20 protein-coding genes are annotated in these 17,964 nt (G+C 73.3%); 8 read left to right on the forward strand and 12 right to left on the reverse strand.

Features of this window, described 5'->3' with window-relative positions:
• Positions 1-172 precede the first annotated feature (172 nt).
• On the forward strand, positions 173-2,266 hold the full coding sequence (locus tag QEZ54_RS33700) for a PQQ-dependent sugar dehydrogenase (RefSeq protein WP_281308822.1): 2,094 nt from the start codon (positions 173-175) through the stop codon (positions 2,264-2,266).
• A gap of 100 nt (positions 2,267-2,366) precedes the next feature.
• Here the strand turns inward: QEZ54_RS33700 and QEZ54_RS33705 are convergent, their stop codons facing one another.
• The 3 genes from QEZ54_RS33705 to QEZ54_RS33715 form a co-directional block, all read right to left on the reverse strand.
• The gene (locus QEZ54_RS33705) at positions 2,367-2,630 is read right to left on the reverse strand and encodes a hypothetical protein (protein ID WP_281308823.1); all 264 of its coding nucleotides are present in this window, start codon (positions 2,628-2,630) and stop codon (positions 2,367-2,369) included.
• 277 nt (positions 2,631-2,907) lie between these two features.
• On the reverse strand, positions 2,908-3,813 hold the full coding sequence (locus QEZ54_RS33710) for a metallophosphoesterase (protein WP_281308824.1): 906 nt from the start codon (positions 3,811-3,813) through the stop codon (positions 2,908-2,910).
• Positions 3,814-4,000: 187 nt separating this feature from the next.
• Complete coding sequence (locus QEZ54_RS33715) at positions 4,001-4,423, reverse strand: DUF350 domain-containing protein (RefSeq protein WP_281308825.1); 423 nt, start codon at positions 4,421-4,423, stop codon at positions 4,001-4,003.
• 121 nt (positions 4,424-4,544) lie between these two features.
• On the opposite strand from QEZ54_RS33715, the gene QEZ54_RS33720 reads away from it, so the two are divergent.
• Both QEZ54_RS33720 and QEZ54_RS33725 read left to right on the forward strand, forming a co-directional pair.
• The gene (locus tag QEZ54_RS33720; RefSeq protein WP_281308826.1) at positions 4,545-4,844 is read left to right on the forward strand and encodes a hypothetical protein; all 300 of its coding nucleotides are present in this window, start codon (positions 4,545-4,547) and stop codon (positions 4,842-4,844) included.
• Positions 4,844-6,016: a glutathionylspermidine synthase family protein gene (locus QEZ54_RS33725; RefSeq protein WP_281308827.1), complete on the forward strand. Its 1,173-nt coding sequence runs from the start codon at positions 4,844-4,846 to the stop codon at positions 6,014-6,016. Before QEZ54_RS33720 ends, QEZ54_RS33725 begins: the two co-directional genes overlap by 1 nt.
• An 81-nt stretch (positions 6,017-6,097) precedes the next feature.
• Here QEZ54_RS33725 and QEZ54_RS33730 read toward each other — a convergent pair whose 3' ends face one another.
• Positions 6,098-6,742, reverse strand: a complete 645-nt coding sequence (locus tag QEZ54_RS33730) for a DJ-1/PfpI family protein (protein ID WP_281308828.1) — start codon at positions 6,740-6,742, stop codon at positions 6,098-6,100.
• A gap of 92 nt (positions 6,743-6,834) precedes the next feature.
• On the opposite strand from QEZ54_RS33730, the gene QEZ54_RS33735 reads away from it, so the two are divergent.
• Together QEZ54_RS33735 and QEZ54_RS33740 are read left to right on the forward strand one after the other, a co-directional pair.
• Complete coding sequence (locus QEZ54_RS33735; RefSeq protein ID WP_281308829.1) at positions 6,835-7,419, forward strand: TetR/AcrR family transcriptional regulator; 585 nt, start codon at positions 6,835-6,837, stop codon at positions 7,417-7,419.
• The gene (locus tag QEZ54_RS33740) at positions 7,416-7,883 is read left to right on the forward strand and encodes a GNAT family N-acetyltransferase (protein ID WP_281308830.1); all 468 of its coding nucleotides are present in this window, start codon (positions 7,416-7,418) and stop codon (positions 7,881-7,883) included. The genes QEZ54_RS33735 and QEZ54_RS33740 overlap by 4 nt, the downstream gene beginning before the upstream one ends.
• A 4-nt stretch (positions 7,884-7,887) precedes the next feature.
• Here the strand turns inward: QEZ54_RS33740 and QEZ54_RS33745 are convergent, their stop codons facing one another.
• From QEZ54_RS33745 to QEZ54_RS33765, 5 genes are all read right to left on the reverse strand, one after another.
• The gene (locus QEZ54_RS33745; RefSeq protein ID WP_281308831.1) at positions 7,888-8,691 is read right to left on the reverse strand and encodes a hypothetical protein; all 804 of its coding nucleotides are present in this window, start codon (positions 8,689-8,691) and stop codon (positions 7,888-7,890) included.
• A gap of 77 nt (positions 8,692-8,768) precedes the next feature.
• On the reverse strand, positions 8,769-9,302 hold the full coding sequence (locus QEZ54_RS33750) for a GNAT family N-acetyltransferase (RefSeq protein WP_281308832.1): 534 nt from the start codon (positions 9,300-9,302) through the stop codon (positions 8,769-8,771).
• Between the two features lie 17 nt (positions 9,303-9,319).
• Positions 9,320-10,453, reverse strand: coding sequence for an LCP family protein (locus QEZ54_RS33755; RefSeq protein ID WP_281308833.1), 1,134 nt, complete (start codon positions 10,451-10,453; stop codon positions 9,320-9,322).
• A gap of 59 nt (positions 10,454-10,512) precedes the next feature.
• Entirely contained in the window at positions 10,513-11,151 is a 639-nt protein-coding gene (locus tag QEZ54_RS33760) for an FMN-binding negative transcriptional regulator (protein WP_281308834.1), read from the reverse strand.
• Positions 11,152-11,162: 11 nt separating this feature from the next.
• Entirely contained in the window at positions 11,163-12,080 is a 918-nt protein-coding gene (locus QEZ54_RS33765; RefSeq protein ID WP_281308835.1) for a DMT family transporter, read from the reverse strand.
• A gap of 22 nt (positions 12,081-12,102) precedes the next feature.
• Here QEZ54_RS33765 and QEZ54_RS33770 point away from each other — a divergent pair, with 22 nt between their 5' ends.
• Positions 12,103-13,494, forward strand: a complete 1,392-nt coding sequence (locus QEZ54_RS33770; RefSeq protein WP_281308836.1) for a PLP-dependent aminotransferase family protein — start codon at positions 12,103-12,105, stop codon at positions 13,492-13,494.
• 29 nt (positions 13,495-13,523) lie between these two features.
• Here QEZ54_RS33770 and QEZ54_RS33775 read toward each other — a convergent pair whose 3' ends face one another.
• Both QEZ54_RS33775 and QEZ54_RS33780 read right to left on the reverse strand, forming a co-directional pair.
• Positions 13,524-14,441: a DJ-1/PfpI family protein gene (locus QEZ54_RS33775; RefSeq protein WP_281308837.1), complete on the reverse strand. Its 918-nt coding sequence runs from the start codon at positions 14,439-14,441 to the stop codon at positions 13,524-13,526.
• Entirely contained in the window at positions 14,438-15,031 is a 594-nt protein-coding gene (locus tag QEZ54_RS33780) for a cysteine hydrolase family protein (RefSeq protein ID WP_281308838.1), read from the reverse strand. The genes QEZ54_RS33775 and QEZ54_RS33780 overlap by 4 nt, the downstream gene beginning before the upstream one ends.
• An 87-nt stretch (positions 15,032-15,118) precedes the next feature.
• Here QEZ54_RS33780 and QEZ54_RS33785 point away from each other — a divergent pair, with 87 nt between their 5' ends.
• On the forward strand, positions 15,119-15,922 hold the full coding sequence (locus QEZ54_RS33785) for a GNAT family N-acetyltransferase (protein ID WP_281308839.1): 804 nt from the start codon (positions 15,119-15,121) through the stop codon (positions 15,920-15,922).
• A gap of 72 nt (positions 15,923-15,994) precedes the next feature.
• Here QEZ54_RS33785 and QEZ54_RS33790 read toward each other — a convergent pair whose 3' ends face one another.
• Positions 15,995-16,228, reverse strand: a complete 234-nt coding sequence (locus QEZ54_RS33790; RefSeq protein ID WP_281308840.1) for a hypothetical protein — start codon at positions 16,226-16,228, stop codon at positions 15,995-15,997.
• Positions 16,229-16,721: 493 nt separating this feature from the next.
• Here QEZ54_RS33790 and QEZ54_RS33795 point away from each other — a divergent pair, with 493 nt between their 5' ends.
• Entirely contained in the window at positions 16,722-16,967 is a 246-nt protein-coding gene (locus tag QEZ54_RS33795; protein WP_281308841.1) for a DUF2630 family protein, read from the forward strand.
• Positions 16,968-17,964: the final 997 nt, after the last annotated feature.

The following is a 17,964-nucleotide window of genomic DNA, read 5'->3' on the forward strand; positions in this document are numbered from 1 at the left end:
GGCCATGATTCCTGCACTTTCCCCGAAACTGCACTCGCGTTCCGGGCGGGGGTGGGCGGGGAGCGCCCGCCAGCCGAGACGTGGTCGGCGTGTTGGTGGGGTATGTCCGGAATGTGGCGTGTAGCCTGGCGCGGTTGTCGGCACCCCCGCGCTGATGGAGAACCCGCCGGACATGAACGCTCGAAAGATCGCCCTCGCTGGTGAGGGGGTGCTGCTCACCCTGGTCATGGCTGCTGCCGGGGTCGTGGCGCTGGTGCGCCCGGCCGCCCCGGCCGGGCCGGTGGATGCGTCGCCGCTGGCGCCGACCATCAGTGAGCCCAGCACCGACGGCCAGCTGGTCAGCGGCGCCGACCTGCACATGGAGGCGCAGCCGTTCGCCGATCCGGACGTACGCGACGAGCACCGGTGCACCGACTGGGAGGTGTGGACGGTGGCTCCGGCGCAGGTCGAGCGGGTCTGGGCGGCCGAGTGCATCACCGGCGCGCAGCGGCTGCACGCGCACCTAGGCGACGGCCTGTTCCAGGGCGCGCTCGCGGGGGCGGCGGAGCTGCCGCCGGAGACGTCGTTCGAGGTGCGCAGCCGGCACCGGGACAGCAGCGGTGACGCCACGGCCGAGTGGGGGCCGTGGTCGGTGCGTACGTTCCGGACGGATGCGCAGCTCAAGCCGCTGCCGGGGGCGCCGATCTGGCGTACGTTCCAGGACGGGTACGTGGTGGAGGAGGTGGCGTCGGGGTTCTCGCTGCCGGTGAACATCGCGATGGTGCCCGCGCACGCGTCCGCCCCGAGCAAGCCGATGTTCTACGTGACCGAGCTGTACGGCCAGATCAAGGTGGTGCGCGGGGACTTCACCGTCGGGACGTACGCGAAGGATCTGTTGAATTTCGATCCGCGCGGCCGCAAGGTGCCCGGTGACGGCGAGATCGGCCTGACCGGCATCGTGGTGGAGCCGGCCAGCGGTGACGTGTTCGCCTCGATGCTGTACCGGTCGAACTCCGGGTCGCACTTCTACCCGAAGGTGGTGCGTTTCCACAGCGAGGACGGCGGGTTCACGGCGGCTGAGGCCACGACGGTGCTGGACATGAAGGATGAGGCGCAGGAGGCCTCGCACCAGGTGTCGAACCTGACCATCGGGCCGGACGGCAAGCTGTACGTGCACATGGCCGACGGGTTCGAGCCGAAGACCGCGCGCAAGCTGGACTCGTTCCGGGGCAAGGTGCTGCGGGTGAACCTGGACGGCAGCGCGCCGGAGGACAATCCGTTCTACGACGCGAAGGACGGGATCAAGGCCAAGGACTACGTGTTCGCGTCGGGCTTCCGCAACCCGTTCGGGGGTGCCTGGCGGGCTGAGGACGGGCAGCACTACTCGGTGGAGAACGGGCCGTCGGTGGACCGGTTCGCCCGGGTGACCCGGGGCGCGGACTACGGGTGGTATGCCGGTGACAGTGCGATGCGCAAGAAGGCGCTGTACAACTGGGGTGTCGCGCACGGGCCGGTGAACATCGCGTTCGTGCAGCGCGACGGCAACCAGTCGGCCGGGTTCCCGCAGGACAAGTTCGGCCACGCGTTCGTCTCCGAGAGCGGGCCGACGTACGCGACGGGGCCGCAGGTGCGCGGCAAGCGGATCGTCGAGTTCACCTTCGACGGTGACGGCAAGGTGGGCGAGCCGACGACGCTGGTGGAGTACAACGGCAACGGCAAGTCGAGTGTGGCGGGGCTGGCGGCGGGGGCGGACGGGCTGTACTTCACGGCGCTGTACCCCGATGACGCCGCGGCCGGGCCGTACGCGGCGAAGGCGAAGATCTACCGGGTGCGCTACGCCAGCGAGGCGGGGGCGGCGCCCAGGCCGGTCAAGCTCGACCCGAAGCTGTGCACCGACGACGAGCTGTCGGTGACCGTGGTGCCGGCGTGGACCAGGCTGGACGCGGGCGCGCCGCTGTCGGTCACGTTGAAGGTGAAGAACTCCTCGAAGCGGTCCTGCTCCCGCGACATCGGCGCGGATCTGCAGGAGGTGCGGCTGCAGCGGGGGGCCGTCAAGATCTGGTCCTCCGACGACTGCGGGCCGGCGCACGGCACGCTGCCGGCGAGGTTCGCGCCCGGGTACGAGCGGGTCTTCCAGGTGGCGTGGAACGGTGAGTCGAGTTCGAAGTGCACGAAGCGGGGGCACCAGCGGGTGCCCGACGGCGGCTCGCCCGACGAGGGCGACTACCAGCTCGTCGGCCGGATCGGCTCGGACCGCAGCAAGCCGGTGACGATCACCCTCAAGTAGCCGCGCTACTGAAAAGGTGAGTGCTCAACTACATTGGAACGGTGCGGCCCTCGGACCCAGGATGTTCGAGGGCCGCACGCTTACCGCGTTCCGAGCGGGCCTAGGCCAGGCGGCACGCGACGTCGACCGTCAGCGGGGGCACGCCGAGCAGGTTGAGCGGCGTGGCGCAGAGGGTGTACGAGATGGTGCCCAGGGTGCAGGCGACCCCGTACTCGGCGCCGCCGTAGCCCGCCGCCGCGAGGACCGCGGTGCAGTCGGCCGGGGTGGCCTGGGCCGGGCTGGCGACGGCCAGCGAGGCTCCGGCCATGGCCAGAGCGGCAGCGCCCGCGATCGCGAGCCGGCGTACGACAGTCTTGCGACTCATCGTGATTCTCCCATCACTAGGTGTAGCTGATGGATTGAATCTATCGACTGTTGCCGAATTCGAACAAGAAGATTGCGCGCGCCCCGGGAGGAATGAAACCGGTCCATTGTGGACCTCAACTGTCCCGCCGGATTCACCTCTGGTGGATCTGCTGCTCACTGGCGGTGGAAGCGGTGGGCGGTGAATGGCAAGCGCGAATCCGAGCAGATGTCAGGTCACGCCCCGGCTACCTCGGAAGAGGGACCCCTGGATAGCGGCAGTCCTCGATTCCACCGGCTCAGTGGCAGCGTCCCGAGCCGGTGTCGGAGAAGGCGCCGCCGGGCTGGCCGACGAACTCCCAGTCGTACGCGCCGGGGCGCAGGGTCAGCTTCAGCACGCCGAACGTGCGGTCGTCGCGGGCCTCGGAGTTGGCCGCCGCCTCGGCCGGGAACCGGTACAGCGAGGCCCCGCCGGTGCCGACGACGAACTCGCGCACCCCGGCCGCGTCGTCGCGAACGCCGTCAGGGTTCTGCGGAGCGAACCGCTCGTAGTTGTGGTTGTGCGCGGTGAGCAGGACGTCGACGCCGTGGTCGTACAGCTCGCGGAACACCGGCAGCAGCCGCCGCTCCGGCTGGTGCATTCCGCCGGAGGTGAACACCGGGTGGTGCCACATCGCGACCGTGCAGCGGGACTGCTCCTGCTGCAGGACGCGGTGCAGCCAGCGCGCCTGGGGCCCGTCGGCCGAGCAGTCGACGGCGTCGCAGCTGGAGTTGAGCGCCAGCACCAGCCAGTCGCCCGCCCGGTAGGAGTACCAGCCCTCGCCGCGTGGTCCAGCCGAGGCGCCGAAGTAGTCGTAGTAGGGCGCGCCGCCGTCGGTGAGCAGGTCGTGGTTGCCGACGACGGGCCGGGTCCGGTCGCGGTGGCGGCCCCAGTACGGTCCGTAGCACTGGCGGAACTGGCTGCGCGAGCCCGACATGTAGGCGTTGTCACCCAGCGTGAACACGGTGCCCGGGATGTCGTCCAGCAGGTCGGCGGTGATCCTGTCGCCGCTGCTGGTGCAGCTGCCGATGTCGCCCGCGCCGACCAGCACCGGCACCGGCGGCGCGGGCTCGGACCCGGCCGTCACGACGAAGACCCCGGCGGCCAGCACCGCGCACGCGATCGGGGCGATCCGCGCGACCAGCCGCGCACTCCAGGGCACCACCGCCCGATTATCCCGAAATCTCCCCTCGGCCTCGCGCCACGACGCCGGTGCCTGGGTGCAGTTTCGGGGAAAGTGCGCGAATCATGCCCCGCATTCGTGCACTTTCCCCGAAACTGCGCGCACCCACGCACCGGCACGCACCCACGCACCGCGCGCACGCACCGCCGCCCGAGGGGCGGCGCGCGCGTCAGGAGATGGACGCGCAGACGATCGCGGCGACCGAGACGTTCGTGGCGGCGCTGATCCACACCGCCGGGTGCCCGTCCTTGTCGACCAGGATCTCGCCCAGGCGCCCCGGTGTGACGAGATCGACAATCAGGAACGCCGCGGCCATCAGGACCAGCCCGAGCGCGCCGAAAACGGCGGTCGAGAACAGCCCGACCATCAGGTCGTCGTACGTGGTGATGATCGAGGTGAAGGAGATCGCGCCGATGCCCAGCAGCGCGGAACTGAGGAAGATCGCGGCGTTTGCGTTGCGATCGGTCCAGATCTGGTGCCGCAGCCGACCCGGCGTCAGCAGATCTACCAGCAGGAATCCGCCCAGTAGGAGCAGTACGCCCACGGCGGCGAAGGCGGTCGCGGCGACCAGCCCGTGCAGTACGTTCGTCACGGCCGCAGACCGTACACGACTACCGCCAACTTGCGATGACCTTGTAGCGTGCCCGCTCATGACGTCCACGAAGAAGAAGCGCAGGTCGAAAGCGGTGCGTCACCAGCGCCGGGAGATCGGTATGCGCTCGTCTCCCGTGCAGGTGCCCAAGCGGGGCATCAAACGGTCCCAGTATGTGACCTTCGGGGTGATCGGGGCGCTGGCACTGGCCTGCTGCGGCTTCGGGGCGTACGGCCAGAAGCGCCAGTGCGTGGACGCGACCAGGACAGTCGTGGACAACAGCCGGTGCGAACGCGGCGGCAGCGGCAGCGGCGGTGCCCGCTGGTACTACGGCGGCTCCGGCGGCGGCAAGGGGACGAAGGCGACCGGCGGTTCGTACACGCGCGGCGGTTTCGGCGGCGGCTTCTTCGGTGGTGGCTGATGCGCCGGGTGACCTGTGTGCCCCGCGAGGGCTGGCGTGAGACGGTCGAGTCGCAGGGGCTGGTCTACGCGGTCCCGCGCGGGCAGGACGACCTCTACTGGGACGAGTCCGCCTACTACGAGTTCGGGCTGGCCGAGGTGGAGACGCTCGAGGAGGTCGTCGCCGAGCTGCACGAGATGTGCGTGGCGGCGGCCGGGCACGTCGTGGAGTCCGGCCGGTACGCCGACCTCGGCATCACCGACCGGCGGGTGATCGAGCTGATCGAGCGGTCCTGGGCCCGGCGCGATACCGAGATCAGCCTGTACGGCCGGTTCGACCTGCGCTACGACGGCTCTGGCCCGGCGAAGATGCTGGAGTACAACGCCGACACCCCGACCTCGCTGCTGGAGGCGGCCGGACCGCAGTGGTTCTGGCTGGAGCAGCTGCACCCGGGGTGCGACCAGTGGAACTCGCTGCACGAGCGGCTGGTCGAGGCGTGGCGGCGGCACGCGGCGTCGCTGCCGCGGGGGCCGGTGCACTTCGCGTACACGCTGGCCGACGAGATCGGCGAGGACATGATCACCGCCGCGTACCTGCAGGAGTGCGCCGAGCAGGCGGGGCTGCACGGGACGCTGCTGCCGGTGGAGGAGATCGGCTGGGACCCGGCGCAGCGGCGCTTCGTCGACGAGCAGGACCGGACCATCAACACCATCTTCAAGCTGTACCCGTGGGAGTGGCTGGTCGCCGACGAGTTCGGCGGGCACCTGCTGGACCTGGCGCTGGCCGGGCAGGGTCCGATCTGGATCGAGCCGGCCTGGAAGCTGCTGCTTACCAACAAGGCGCTGCTGGCGATCCTGTGGGAGCGGCACCCAGGCCACCCGAACCTGCTCCCGGCGTACCTGGACGGGCCGCGCGAGCTGGCGGTGTTCGGCTACGTGGAGAAGCCGCTGCTGGGGCGCGAGGGTGCCGGGGTGCGCATCGTGACGCCGGGGCACACCGTCGGCACGGCGGCGCAGCCGGGCGAGCGCCTGTGCTACCAGGCGTTCCACGCCCTGCCGGACTTCGGCGGCAACCGTACGGTGCTCGGCGCCTGGGTCGTCGACGGCGAGCCGGCGGGGCTGGGCATCCGCGAGACGGCGGGCCTGATCACCGACACCACCGCCCGCTTCCTGCCCCACCTGATCCGCGGCTGACCGCCGGCTCCGGACGGCGGAGTTAAGAGGGGGCCCTTCCGCTACGGAAAGCGATAAGAAGGGGCCCTTCCTTACCTCCGGTCAGGGGAGGGTTTCGCTGCGGAGGAGGGCGGTGGCGTGGGTGATCGCCTCCGGTGAGGCGGTGGCGGGGGAGCCGGTCGGGAACGGCGGGCGCGGGTCGTACTCGAGGGCGAGTTGGATGCTCTCGGCGACCTCCGGTCCGGCGACCAGGATGGCCAGCTCCAGGGCCATGTCGAGCCCGGCGGACACCCCGGCGGCGGTGATCAGGCGGCCGGAGCGCACCACCCGGCGCGGCAGGTAGGCGGCGCCGTAGCCGGCGAGGGCGTCGTGGGCGGCCCAGTGGGTGGTGGCCTGCTGCCCGTCGAGCAGGCCGGCGGCCCCGAGCAGCAGCGCGCCGGTGCTGACCGAGGTGGTCCAGGTGCTGGTGGCGTGGGCGGTGCGCAGCCACTTGAGCAGGACCGGGTCGTGGTCGGCGGCGAAGGTGCCGTGCAGGCCGCCGGGGACCACCACGATGTCGGGCTCGGGCAGCTCGGCGAGGCTGAGGTCGGCGGTCATCGTCAGTGAGCCGGTGTCGGCGACGACGGGCCCGGCCTGGTGGGCGAGGAAGACGACCCGGGAGTCGGGCAGGCGCGAGAGCACCTCGTACGGCCCGACCGCGTCCAGGGCGGTGAAGCCGGGGTAGAGCAGCACGGCGATCTTCGTCATGGGTCAACTATGGCCCCGCCTGGACATCCTCCGTGCGCGCTGTTAGCGTAACGGCTGTTACGTAACGGGTGTGATGCAACGGAGGTGCGCCGATGCCGCGGGTGGTCGACCACGATCAGCGCCGCGCGGAGCTGTCGCTCGCGGTGTGGCGGGTGGTCGGCGAGCGCGGCCTCGACGGGCTGACCCTGCGGGCCGTGGCCGAGGCGGGCGGCTGCACCACCGGCCGGGTGGTGCACTACTTCGCCGACAAGGAGGCGCTGCTCGCGCACGCCCGCGAGATCATGCACCGGCGGATGACCGAGCGCATCGAGGCGCTGCCGGTCGGCGCCGGGCCGCGCGAGCGGCTGCGGGCGGTGCTGCTGGAGGGCCTGCCGCTCGACGACGAGCGGCGGCTGCTCACGACGGTGTGGGCGTACTTCCTGATCGCCGCGCACGGCAGCGCGGTGCTGCGGGCCGAGCACGACCGGCGGCACGCCTCCTGGATCGAGCGGCTGACCGGGCTGCTGCGCGCGGCGTACCAGCGGCCCCCGGCCGATCTCGACCTGCGGGTGCGCGGCCTGGTCGCGCTGCTGGACGGCCTGGCCGTATACGCGGTGACCACCCCGCACACCTACCCGCCGGAGCTGCTGGTGCGCACCCTGGACAGCCACCTCGAACTGCTTGGAGTCCTGCCGTGACCGTGGACGAACTGACCGTGGACGAGCTGACCGTCGTGGAGACCGCGGGCACCGACCCGCGGGTGGCGCCGCTGGTGGCGGCGATGAAGGCCGAGATGGACCTGCGCTACCCCGAGGAGGTCGACCTCGACCATCCGCAGGTGCTGACCGGCGCGGTGTTCCTGCTGGTCCTGGCGGGCGGCGAGCCCGTGGGCACCTGCGCGGTGCAGCTGCTGGGCGCCGAGGCGGAGCTGAAGCGGATGTACGTGCGGCCCGAGCAGCGCGGGCGGGGCATCGCCGGGCTGCTGCTGCGCCGGGCCGAGGCGGTGGCGCGGCGGGCGGGCTGCGCCCGCTTCAAGCTGGAGACGGGGGTACGGCAACCCGAGGCGATCGCCGTCTACCGGCGCGCCGGGTTCGAACCCATCCCCAACTACCCGCCCTACGACGCCTGGGAGCTGTCGGTCTGCTTCGCCAAGCAGCTGTGACGCCTCAGACCGGCGCGGCCACGCGGACCTGGTCGGGCAGGCCGACGTGGGCGGCGATGACCTGCGAGGGCACGCCGCCGTCGCGGCAGTCGCGCACCGCCTCGTCGCGCAGCGCGGTCAGCCGCCCGACGTTGTAGTCCAGCGCCCAGGCCAGCTGCGCCATCCGCTCCAGCAGGATGCTGTCGGCGTCCGAGGGCGGGCTCTGCTCGGCGGCGGCGGTCGCCGCGCGTACCTCGTCGACCGTGATCCCGGCCAGGTCGGCCACCATCGTCTCGGGCCAGTCGTGGTGGCGGGCGAGGACCGCCGCGTACAGGATGCGGGAGGCGTCGTTGGTGGCCTGGTAGCCCTCGATGAAGCGCAGCCAGTGCGCGCAGTGGGCGACGCGGTCGGTGGCGGATTCGGGCAGGTGGCGCTCCAGCCGCGCGGCGGGCAGCAGCCGGGTCGCCTGGTCGTAGGCGCGCTCCAGCAGGTCGTGCAGGTCGGCGACCATCTGCTGGCGCTCGTACAGGTCCTGCTCGGTGCCGTCCGTGTCGACCAGGCCCGGCCAGTCGACGATGGTGGCGGCGCGCTCGGCGTGGGCGCGGTGGCCGCAGATCACCTCGGCGACGTCGGCCGGGGTCCAGCCCCGGTGGCGGACGAGGGCCGCGGCCGTCTCGTCGCGGGCGAGCAGTGCCCGTCGGTACTGCTGGCGGAGGGTGAGGGTGAGGGTGCACACGTCGAGCGCGCTGCGGTCGATGTCCTGGTAGTCGAGCAGGTCGACCTGCCGCCCCAACTCCGGCACCCGGATGTCGGCGATCGGGTTGGTCATGCACCGACCGTAACCGAGGGTGCTCGCCACCCCCACCATCCGTAGCACGATGGTGAGGTTTCCTACCCCGGAACCGGTCAAAGCTCCTTTACGAGCAGCTCGAACTCCAGATCGTCGCGCTTGGGCAGGCCGAAGCGCGGGTCGCCGTACGGGAACGGGTAGTGCCGGCCCGTGCGGCGGTAGCCGCGCCGCTCGTACCAGGCCAGCAGTTCGGCGCGCTGGACCAGCACGGTCATGTGCATCTCGGTGGCCGACCACTCCTGCCGCGCGGTCTGCTCGGCCCGCTCCAGCACGGCCCGGCCGACACCGCCGCCCTGCAGCTCAGGGCGGACCGAGAACATGCCGAAGTAGCCGTACCCCTCGCGGCGCTGCACGTGGCAGCAGGCGACCAGGGCGCCGTCGCGCTCGAACAGCAGCACCCGGCTGCCGTCGCCGCCGAGCATCCCGGTCACCGCGTCGGCGTCGGTGCGCTGCCCGTCGAGCAGGTCCGCCTCGGTGGTCCACCCGGCCCGGCTGGACTCGCCCCGGTACGCCGACTCGACCAGCGCCACCACCGCGGGCACATCGGCGGCGGTGGCACTGCGTACGTGCAACTGCTTGGTCGTCTCCACCCGGTCAACCTATCGAATCAGGCGCGGGGATCGACGTTGACCAGCTTCGGATGCGCCCGCACCCACGCGGCCAGCTGGTCCTTGCGCAGCGCGGCGAAGTAGCCCGCCTGCACCGAGTCCAGCCCCTCGCCCTGGTACCTCCCGCCGCTGTAGACGCCGTGGCCGGGCAGCCCGACCAGGGTGATGTTGGCAGGGGTCAGCTTGCGCAGCGCGTACGCCCAGGCCGACGGGGTGTTGCCGCGCCCGTCGAACACGATCGTCTTGCCCAGCGCCTGCAGGATGGCCTCGAACCGGCCGGGGCTGGTGAGCAGGTCGCCGCTGAACACCTTGGCCGCCATCGCCTCGATGAGCTGCCGCTGGTGCCGCTGGCGGGTGTACTCCCCGCCGGTGGTGTACCGCTGGCGGCCGTAGTCCAGCGCCTGCCAGCCCGCCATGTGCATGTTGCCGACCTTGTACACGGCCTGCGGCCCGCTGTAGCCGTGGCTGCACCCGCCGCACGGCGGCCGCAGCTTGCCGTTGGGCTGCCGGTGCAGCGAGACGACCTTCTGGTCGACGTAGATGTCGACCCCGCCCATCGCGTCGATGAGGTCGCGGTAGCCGGTGAACGTGATGACGGCCCCCGCGTCGAACCGCGCGATGCCGGTGTACCCGCTGACGGCCTTGGCCATCAGCCCGAAGCCCTGCGCCATATCGAACCGGCCGGTGCCGGGCACCCGCGCCCCGAACGTCATCGCGTGGGTCAGCTTGGTCCGCGCGGTGCCGCCGTAGTTCGACGGCTTGTACGCGGGCACCCGCACCACCAGGTCGCGCGGCAGCGAGGTGAGGTAGCCGCTGCTCAGGTCGGCGTTCACGTGCAGGATCATGACGGCGTCGCCGTGCACCGGCCAGCTCTTCTGCGCCTCGCGGGTGTCGACGCCGACGATCAGGATGTTCAGCGGGCCCTTGATGTCCGCGCCCGGGGACGGGCTGGGGCTCGGGCTGGGCGAGCCGGGCGCCGACGGGGACGGGGCGTCGCTCGGGCCGAACAGGTCGGCCTGCGGGATCGCGTCGTCCACGTGCGAGCGCAGCAGGCTCACACCGGCGTACGCACCGCCGCCGAGCAGCACGACGATCACACCGATGATCAGCAGCAGGCGGGTGGAACGGGTCATCGGTCTTCCTCCAGGGGGTGCGCCGCAGGGCTCGGCGCGGAGGTCAGGAGCCACCGACTCTAGTCATCCGCCCCGGCCCGAACCACCCCTCGCACGGCCTCGGCGGCGGTGTGCGCACCGTCACCGTGCAGACCGGACACGACGCCGCGCATGTCGGCGTCCGACCGGTTCTGGCTCAGCTTGAACTTGGCCTCGATCCGGGTGACCACCAGCTCCACCCCGACGATGGCGCGCAGCTGGCCCGCGATGTACGCGGCCGGGGCGTCGTCGACCGACCACGGGTGCGCCCGGCCGGACTCGTGCCGGTCGGTCAGCTCGCGCACCAGCGCGCCGACCCAGGCCGGGTCGTCGTGCACGACCAGCTCGCCGTAGAGGTGGGCGGTGACGTAGTTCCAGGTGGGGACCGTGCGGCCGTGCTCGGCCTTGGTCGCGTACCAGGACGGGCTGACGTAGGCGTCGGGGCCGCGCACGATCACCAGGGCCTGGCCGAGCACCGGCCGGCGCCACTGGTCGTTGTTGCGGGCCAGGTGGCCGCGCAGGCGGCCGTGCGGCGCGCCGTCGGGGCGGTCGTACAGCATCGGCAGCAGCGTCGCGACCGGGCCCTGCTCGGTGGCGGTGACCAGGTCGACGGCGCCGATCCCGGCCAGCAGCTCGGCGACGGCGGCGTCGTCGGGGACGAAGTGGGCGGGCACGTACATACCGGCTCCTCTCAGGTGGCCGTCGCGGCGGCGGGTCGGGCCGGCCCGGCGGCGCGGGTGCGCTGGGTCAGCGCCACGCAGACGAGCACGGCCGAGGCGGCCACGATAGCGGCCGGGCCGACCGGCTCGGCCAGCAGCAGCGCCGACCAGGCCAGCGTCAGCACCGGCTGGGTCAGCTGCACCTGGCCGACGCGGGCCACGCCGCCCCGGGCCAGGCCCGCGTACCAGGCGAAGAAGCCCAGGAACATGGAGATCACGGTGAGGTAGCCGAACCCGGCCCAGGCCGCCGCAGTGGCGTGCGGCGGGTGGGCGGCCGCGGCGAGCGCGGTGACCGGCGCGGTGACGGGCAGCGCCGCGATCAGAGCCCAGCAGATGGTACGGGCGCCGCCGAGCTCGCGGGCCAGCGCGCCGCCCTCGGCGTACCCGAGCCCGCACAGCAGCACGGCCGCCAGCAGGTACAGGTCGGGCAGTTCGAGCGAGCCGCGCACCGCCCCGCCCGCGACCAGGAACCCGAGCACCGCGACCAGCCCGGTCGAGGCGGCGAGCCAGAACGCCCGGGGCGGCCGCTCACCCGCGCGCAGCACCGCGAAGACGGCGGTGATCGCGGGCAGCAGGGCGACCACGACGGCGCCGTGCGCGGCCGTCTGCGCGGTCAGCGCGAGCGAGGTGAACAGCGGGAACCCGACCACCACGCCGAGGGCCACCACGGTTAGCCGCCGCCACTGCCGTCCGGTGGGCCGGGGTGCGCCGGTGGCCCGCAGGTACGCCGCCGCGAGCAGCCCGGCGCCGACGGCGCGGCCGAACGCGACGAACCAGGGGTCGAGGTCGTGCACGGCCAGGCGGGTGGCGGGCAGCGACATGCTGAACGCCAGCACTCCCAGTGCCCCCAGCGCCAGCCCGGCGCTGTGGTCCGTTACCGCCGCCGGCACAGTAGCGCTACTCTTGTCTCCCATGGGTAACAGTAACGCAGTCGACCGCGTTATCCAAGATCTACGCGCGCTCGCCGGTGCCGCGGCCCCCGGCGCGCAGCTGCCCTCGGTGCGCGAGCTGACCGCCCGGCACCAGGCCTCCCCGGTCACCGTCGCGCAGGCGATACGGCAGCTCGCGGCCGAGGGCGTGGTGGAGGCCCGGCCCGGCAAGGGCACCTACGCCGCCGCCCGGCCCGCCCGCGCGCAGGCCGCCGACCTGTCCTGGCAGACGGTCGCGCTGGGCACCGCCCCGGCGGGGGAGCGGGAGATGCAGGCGTTACTGGCGATACCGCAGCCGGGCGCGATCGCGCTGTCGGGCGGGTACCTCGAACCGGCGCTCCAGCCGGTCGCGGCGCTCGGCGCGGCCCTGGCCCGCGCGGCCCGCCAGCCCGCCGCCTGGGCGCGCGGACCGGTGGAGGGGCGCGAGGACCTGCGCGCCTGGTTCGCCCGCGAGGCCGGGGCGGGGCTGCGCGCCGACGACATGGTGATCTGCCCCGGCGGCCAGGCCGCGCTGTCGAGCGCCCTGCGCGCGCTCGGCTCGCCCGGCGACGTGCTGCTGGTCGAGTCGCCGACGTACCTGGGGGCGCTGGCGGCGGCGCGGGCGGCCGGGCTGCGGGTGGTGCCGGTGCCCGCCGACGCCGACGGGGTGCGCCCCGACCAGCTCGCCACGGCGTTCGCCCGGACCGGCGCGCGCCTGTTCTACTGCCAGCCGCTGTACGCCAACCCGCACGGCGCCACGCTGCGCCCCGACCGGCGCGAGGCCGTCATGGACGCGGTACGCGCCGCCGGTGCGTTCCTGATCGAGGACGACTACGCCCGCGACCTGGCCATCGACGGCGACCCGCCGCCCCCGCTGGCCGCCGACGACCCGGACGGGCACGTGGTCTACCTGCGCTCGCTGACCAAGTCCGCCGCGCCCGGCCTGCGCGTGGCCGCGATCGGCGCCCGCGGCCCCGCCGGGGCGCGGCTGCGGGCCGGGCGTCTGCTCGACGACTTCTACGTCGCCGGGCCGCTGCAGCAGGCCGCGGTCGAGTTCGTGACCGCCCCCGCCTGGGGCCGCCACCAGCGCGCCCTGCGCTCGGCCCTGCGCGCCCGGCGCGACGCGCTGCTCGACGCGGTCCGCCGCCACCTGTCGACCGTCACCCCCGTCGGCGTCCCCCGCGGCGGCCTGCACCTCTGGGTACGCCTCCCCGACGGCACCGACGACGTGGCCCTCGCCGCCAGAGCCGCCGCCGAGCAGGTGATCGTCTTCCCCGGCCGCCCCTGGTACGCCGCCGAACCCCCCGCCCCCCACCTGCGCCTCACCTACGCCGCCGCCCCACCCGACCAGCTCGAGGAAGGCACCCGCCGCCTCGCCCGCACCCTGCCCGCCTAAGGCGGGCGCGTGCGCCCGCCCCGCGGCGCTCAGGCGGTCGTCGGGGCGCGGGAGCGCAGGCGGCGCAGCATGCGGGCGTCCTCGAAGCCGACCGTGCGGGCCGCCGACTCGACCGTCGCCCCGTGCCCGATCAGGTGCTCGGCCCGCTCGACGCGCAGCAGGTGCTGGTATCGCAGCGGGGTCAGCCCGGTCGCGGCGGCGAACAGGCGCGTCAGCGTACGGCTGCTCACCCCGCAGGAGGCGGCGAGCTCCGGCAGCGGCAGCCGCTCGGTGAACCGGCCGTCGATCAGGTCCTGCGCCCGGTGGACCGCGTCACTCAGGTGGCCGCGGTGCCGCAGCATCGCGCTGGCCTGCGGCTCGTCGCCGTTGCGCCGGGCGAACACGACCATCTCCCGGGCGATGCGGGCCGCGGCGGCCGGGCCGTGCCGCGTGGCGATCAGGTGCAGCGCCAGGTCGATGCCGCTGGCGATCCCGGCCGAGGTGACGACCCGGTCGTCCACCGTGTACAGCACGTCGGGCACGACCCGCGCCCGCGGATACCGCCGGGACAGCTCCTCCTGCAGGTCGTGGTGGGTGGTGCAGCGGCGCCCGTCGAGCAGCCCGGCCCGGCCCAGTGCGTCCGCTCCCGCGCAGACGCTGGCCACGGTGCCGCCCCGGGCGTGGTGCCCGGCCAGCCGGGCCAGCGTCGCCCCGGCCAGCGGCCCGCTGGTGCGCAGCTCGGGCGAGCGCCAGCCGGGCACCACGACGAGGTCGTCGGGGCCAAGGTCGGGCCAGTCGAGCTCGGCGCGCAGCGGCACGCCCTGGTGGGTGGGGACGTCCTCCTGCTCGGCCACGTACGCCAGGCGGTAACCGAGGCCGAGGTCGGCGGCGGTCGAGAAGACCTGCGCCGGACCGGCCAGGTCCAGCAGGTGCAGCCGCGGCACGAGCAGAAAGACGACCCGGGTCATGCGTACGCGGGTGCGGTGAGCTCGGCGGTGGTCGCGATGGCGGCGAAGCGGCCGGCCAGGGCGTACTCGGTGCGGGCGGCGACCTCGGCGGCGGCCAGGGTGCGCGGGTCGGCCAGGATCTGCTCGTTGGTCGCGTCGGCGGGCAGGTCCCGGTGCGGGATCGGGAACGTGGCGGTGGCGTCGGTGACGAAGGTGACCTCGTAGCCGAGGTCGGAGCCGACCCGGGCGGTGGTCTCCACGCACTGCTCGGTACGCAGCCCGCACAGCACCAGGTGCCGCACCCCGGCCGTGGTGAGCAGGTGGGCCAGGTTGGTGGTGGTGAACGCGTTGTGCACGGTCTTGGTCAGCACCGGCTCGCGGGGCAGCGGCTCCAGGCCGTCCATGATCCGCACGTGGCCGCCGGCGGGGTCGAACACGCCGCCGGTGCCGGGTTCGCTGTGCAGGACCCATACCACCAGGTGGCCCTTGGCGCGGGCGGCCCGCACCAGGCGGTCGACCCGGTCGGTCACGGCCGGGTTGTCGACGAGCCGCCACAGCGGCCGCTGCCGGAAGGACTCCTGTACGTCCACGACGATGAGTGCACTGGTCATGCCGTCGATCCTTCCCGCGACGATGCCCTGGTGACAGGCACCATCATGCCCCGCACCGGACCGATCCGGTCACGCTAGCCTGGCCCGGTGCCCACCGTGCGCCCCGCCACCGCCGCCGACCTGCCCGGCGTACGCGCCGTCGCGGAGCACTTCGGCAACCTGTCCCACTGGCTGCGCCGCCCCGACTACCTCGACCGCGAGCACGACACCGGCCGGCTCTGGGTGGGCGTCCACGACCGGGCCGTGGTCGGCTTCGGGGGTACGACCGCACGGGGCGCGCTGACCCACCTGGCCGACCTGTTCGTACTGCCCGAGCACCAGTCCAGCGGCGTCGGCCAGGCACTGCTCGCACGGCTGCTGCCGGTCGACGCGCCCCGGATCGTGTTCGCGTCGTCCGACCCGCGTGCGGTGGCGCTGTACACCCGGCAGGGCATGCTGCCGTGCTGCCCGCTGCTGTACCTGCGCGGCAGCCCCGGCACCCCGCCCCCGCCGCACCCCGCACGGCGCGTCACCGCCGCCGACCTGGCCGACCTGGACGCCGCCGCCTCCGGCGGCCCCCGCCGGGCCGATCTGGCCTGGTACGGCGCCCTGCCCGAGGTCAGCGCGTGGCGGGCCGGGGACGGCTACGCGTTCGCGCGTACCGTCCCCGGCGAGCTGCTGCTCGGACCGGCTGGCGGCGCCACGCCCGAGGACTGCGCCGCGGCGGTGCTGGCCGCGCTGGCCGAGTACGGCGACGTGCCGACGGTGCGGCTGGTCGTGTTCGGCCCGAACCCGCTGCTGCCGCTGCTCCTGGCGTACGGCTTCCGCGTCGCCGACATGGACGTCTTCGCCGCCAGCGAGTCGGCCCCGCTGCCCTTCGACCGATACCTGCCCCACCCCGACCTGGGCTAGCGCAGGGCCCGCACCGCGCTTGAAGCCGGACCCGGGCTTGAAGCCGGACCGGAGCTTGAAGCCGGACCCGGGCTAGAGCAGCTTGACGGCGGTTCCCGTCATCACACAGTGGCCGTTGTCGCCGCCGACGACCGTCTTGACGTCGACGATCCCGTCCGCGCCGAAACGTGCCGCCTGGTCGATGAGCTGCTGCACCATCTGCTGCGTGTTGCCGCCGCCGAGCGAGCCCAGGATGGCATGGGCGAACACGAAACCACGCACCTCGAACGCGCGCCCACCGAGATCGGGCAGAGTAGAGATGATCAAGGATGCCTCCGTAGGGAGCGGACCAGTCGTCGGCTGAATTGTCCTCGCCCTCCACCAGCGCCCCGCCCTCCACCAGCGCCCCGCCCCCCACCAACGCTCCGCCCACGCCAATGCCCCGCCCCCACCAACGCTCCGCCCACGCCAATGCCCCGGCTCACGCCAACGTCAGGTTGGACGCGGCGGAGTTCTTGCCGAGGATCCACGCGCGTCCCGCCCGCAGCCAGCGCCCCGCCCGCGACCGGTCAGCGTCCGGCCGCGCCCGCGACCGGTCAGCGTCCGGCCGCGCCCGCGACCGGTCAGCGTCCCGCTGGCGACCGGCCACCACCGGCCACCACCGGCCAGCGCAGTGGCAGCCACGGCCAGTAAATCGGCCGCCACCGGCCAGCGCACTTGTCGACACCTGCGGGTGCGGCGGCGGACGCGGCGCGTCGGCGACGAGGTGGCAGCGCGTCGAACGGCGGCGCGGGCGTGGCGTGCGTGGAAGGCTGTAGGCATGAACGAGAAGCAGATCCTCGAGCGCATCGACGCCCTTGTCGCCGAGGAGCACCAGCTGCGGAGCCGACGGGTGGAAGGGTCGATCGACCCGGAGACCGAGGCAGCCCGGCTGCGCGACCTCGAACAGACCCTGGACCAGTGCTGGGACCTGCTGCGCCGGCGCCGCGCCCGCAGCGACGCGGGCGAGAACCCCGACGACGCCAAACCCGCCGAGATCGCCCAAGTCGAAAGCTACCTCCAGTAACGCGACCCGCGCGCCGCGGTCGTCCGACCCCACGCTGTCGTCTGACCGCCCCGAAACCGTATCGGACCTGGCCCGCCGAGGCCGAGGCGACGGCGCCGGGGGTGGACGGCGCCGGGGGTGGACGGCGCCGGGGGTGGACGGCGCCGGGGGTGGACGGCGCCGGGGGTGGACGGCGCCGGGGGTGGACGGCGCCGGGGGTCGACGGCGCCGGGGGTCGAGGGCGCCGGGGGTCGAGGGCGCCGGGGGTCGACGGTGGCGTGGGCCGACGGTGGCGGCGGCGTGGACGGTGGCGGTGGCGGGCGTGGACGGCGGTGGGCGACGGTGGGCGCCGAGCGGGATGGCTCGAGCAAGCGACCACAACTCCTGATCACGCTCTAATGATCGGCATTCGCGGTCAGAGTGCACATCGTGGCCGCCAGTTCTGACCGCGCATGGCGATCACCGCCGCTGAGATCGCGGGCTGTGGTCGCGATCGGCGGCGCAGACGATGGTCGGCGCTCGGGCGGGTGATGCTCGGGCGGGTGAGTTGAGTAAGTGATCGCGGATGCTGATCACGCTCTGGTGATCGGCGTTTGCGGTCGAAGTGCGTGCCGTGGCCGCCCGTTCTGACCGCGGACGCCGATCACCCCGGCTGAGATCGCGGCTTGAGGCCACGATGGCTGGCGTCGGCCTCGGCGCACGTGGCCGCTTATGCCCCTCGTCGGCGATGGCCACCCTGGGCGGGTGGGTTGAGGAGGTGACCGCACACACCGATCACGGTTCCGCGATCGGTGTGTGCGGTCGGAACGCGTGCCGTAGCCGCAGGTTCTGACCGCGGACGCCGATCACCCCGGCTGAGATCGCGGCTTGCGGTCACGAGGGGGCGTGGCGGCGCTGGGGCGGCTGAGTTGAGCAAGTGACCGGGGATGCCGATCACGGTTCGTTGGTCGGCGTTTGCGGTCGGAGCGCGTGCCGTGGCGGCATGTTTTGGCCGCGGATGGCGATCAACGCTGCTGGG

The organism is Catellatospora sp. KI3, assembly GCF_029948125.1.
Lineage (GTDB): Bacteria > Actinomycetota > Actinomycetes > Mycobacteriales > Micromonosporaceae > Catellatospora.

What these genes read in the sequence shown, in the direction of transcription:
- QEZ54_RS33700 (WP_281308822.1), top strand. Translation starts at nt 173, where the DNA reads ATGAACGCTCGAAAGATCGCCCTCGCTGGTGAGGGGGTGCTGCTCACC.
- QEZ54_RS33705 (WP_281308823.1), bottom strand. Translation starts at nt 2,630, where the DNA reads ATGAGTCGCAAGACTGTCGTACGCCGGCTCGCGATCGCGGGCGCTGCC.
- QEZ54_RS33720 (WP_281308826.1), top strand. Translation starts at nt 4,545, where the DNA reads ATGCGCTCGTCTCCCGTGCAGGTGCCCAAGCGGGGCATCAAACGGTCC.
- QEZ54_RS33725 (WP_281308827.1), top strand. Translation starts at nt 4,844, where the DNA reads ATGCGCCGGGTGACCTGTGTGCCCCGCGAGGGCTGGCGTGAGACGGTC.
- QEZ54_RS33730 (WP_281308828.1), bottom strand. Translation starts at nt 6,742, where the DNA reads ATGACGAAGATCGCCGTGCTGCTCTACCCCGGCTTCACCGCCCTGGAC.
- QEZ54_RS33735 (WP_281308829.1), top strand. Translation starts at nt 6,835, where the DNA reads ATGCCGCGGGTGGTCGACCACGATCAGCGCCGCGCGGAGCTGTCGCTC.
- QEZ54_RS33745 (WP_281308831.1), bottom strand. Translation starts at nt 8,691, where the DNA reads ATGACCAACCCGATCGCCGACATCCGGGTGCCGGAGTTGGGGCGGCAG.
- QEZ54_RS33755 (WP_281308833.1), bottom strand. Translation starts at nt 10,453, where the DNA reads ATGACCCGTTCCACCCGCCTGCTGCTGATCATCGGTGTGATCGTCGTG.
- QEZ54_RS33760 (WP_281308834.1), bottom strand. Translation starts at nt 11,151, where the DNA reads ATGTACGTGCCCGCCCACTTCGTCCCCGACGACGCCGCCGTCGCCGAG.
- QEZ54_RS33770 (WP_281308836.1), top strand. Translation starts at nt 12,103, where the DNA reads ATGGGTAACAGTAACGCAGTCGACCGCGTTATCCAAGATCTACGCGCG.
- QEZ54_RS33775 (WP_281308837.1), bottom strand. Translation starts at nt 14,441, where the DNA reads ATGACCCGGGTCGTCTTTCTGCTCGTGCCGCGGCTGCACCTGCTGGAC.
- QEZ54_RS33780 (WP_281308838.1), bottom strand. Translation starts at nt 15,031, where the DNA reads ATGACCAGTGCACTCATCGTCGTGGACGTACAGGAGTCCTTCCGGCAG.
- QEZ54_RS33795 (WP_281308841.1), top strand. Translation starts at nt 16,722, where the DNA reads ATGAACGAGAAGCAGATCCTCGAGCGCATCGACGCCCTTGTCGCCGAG.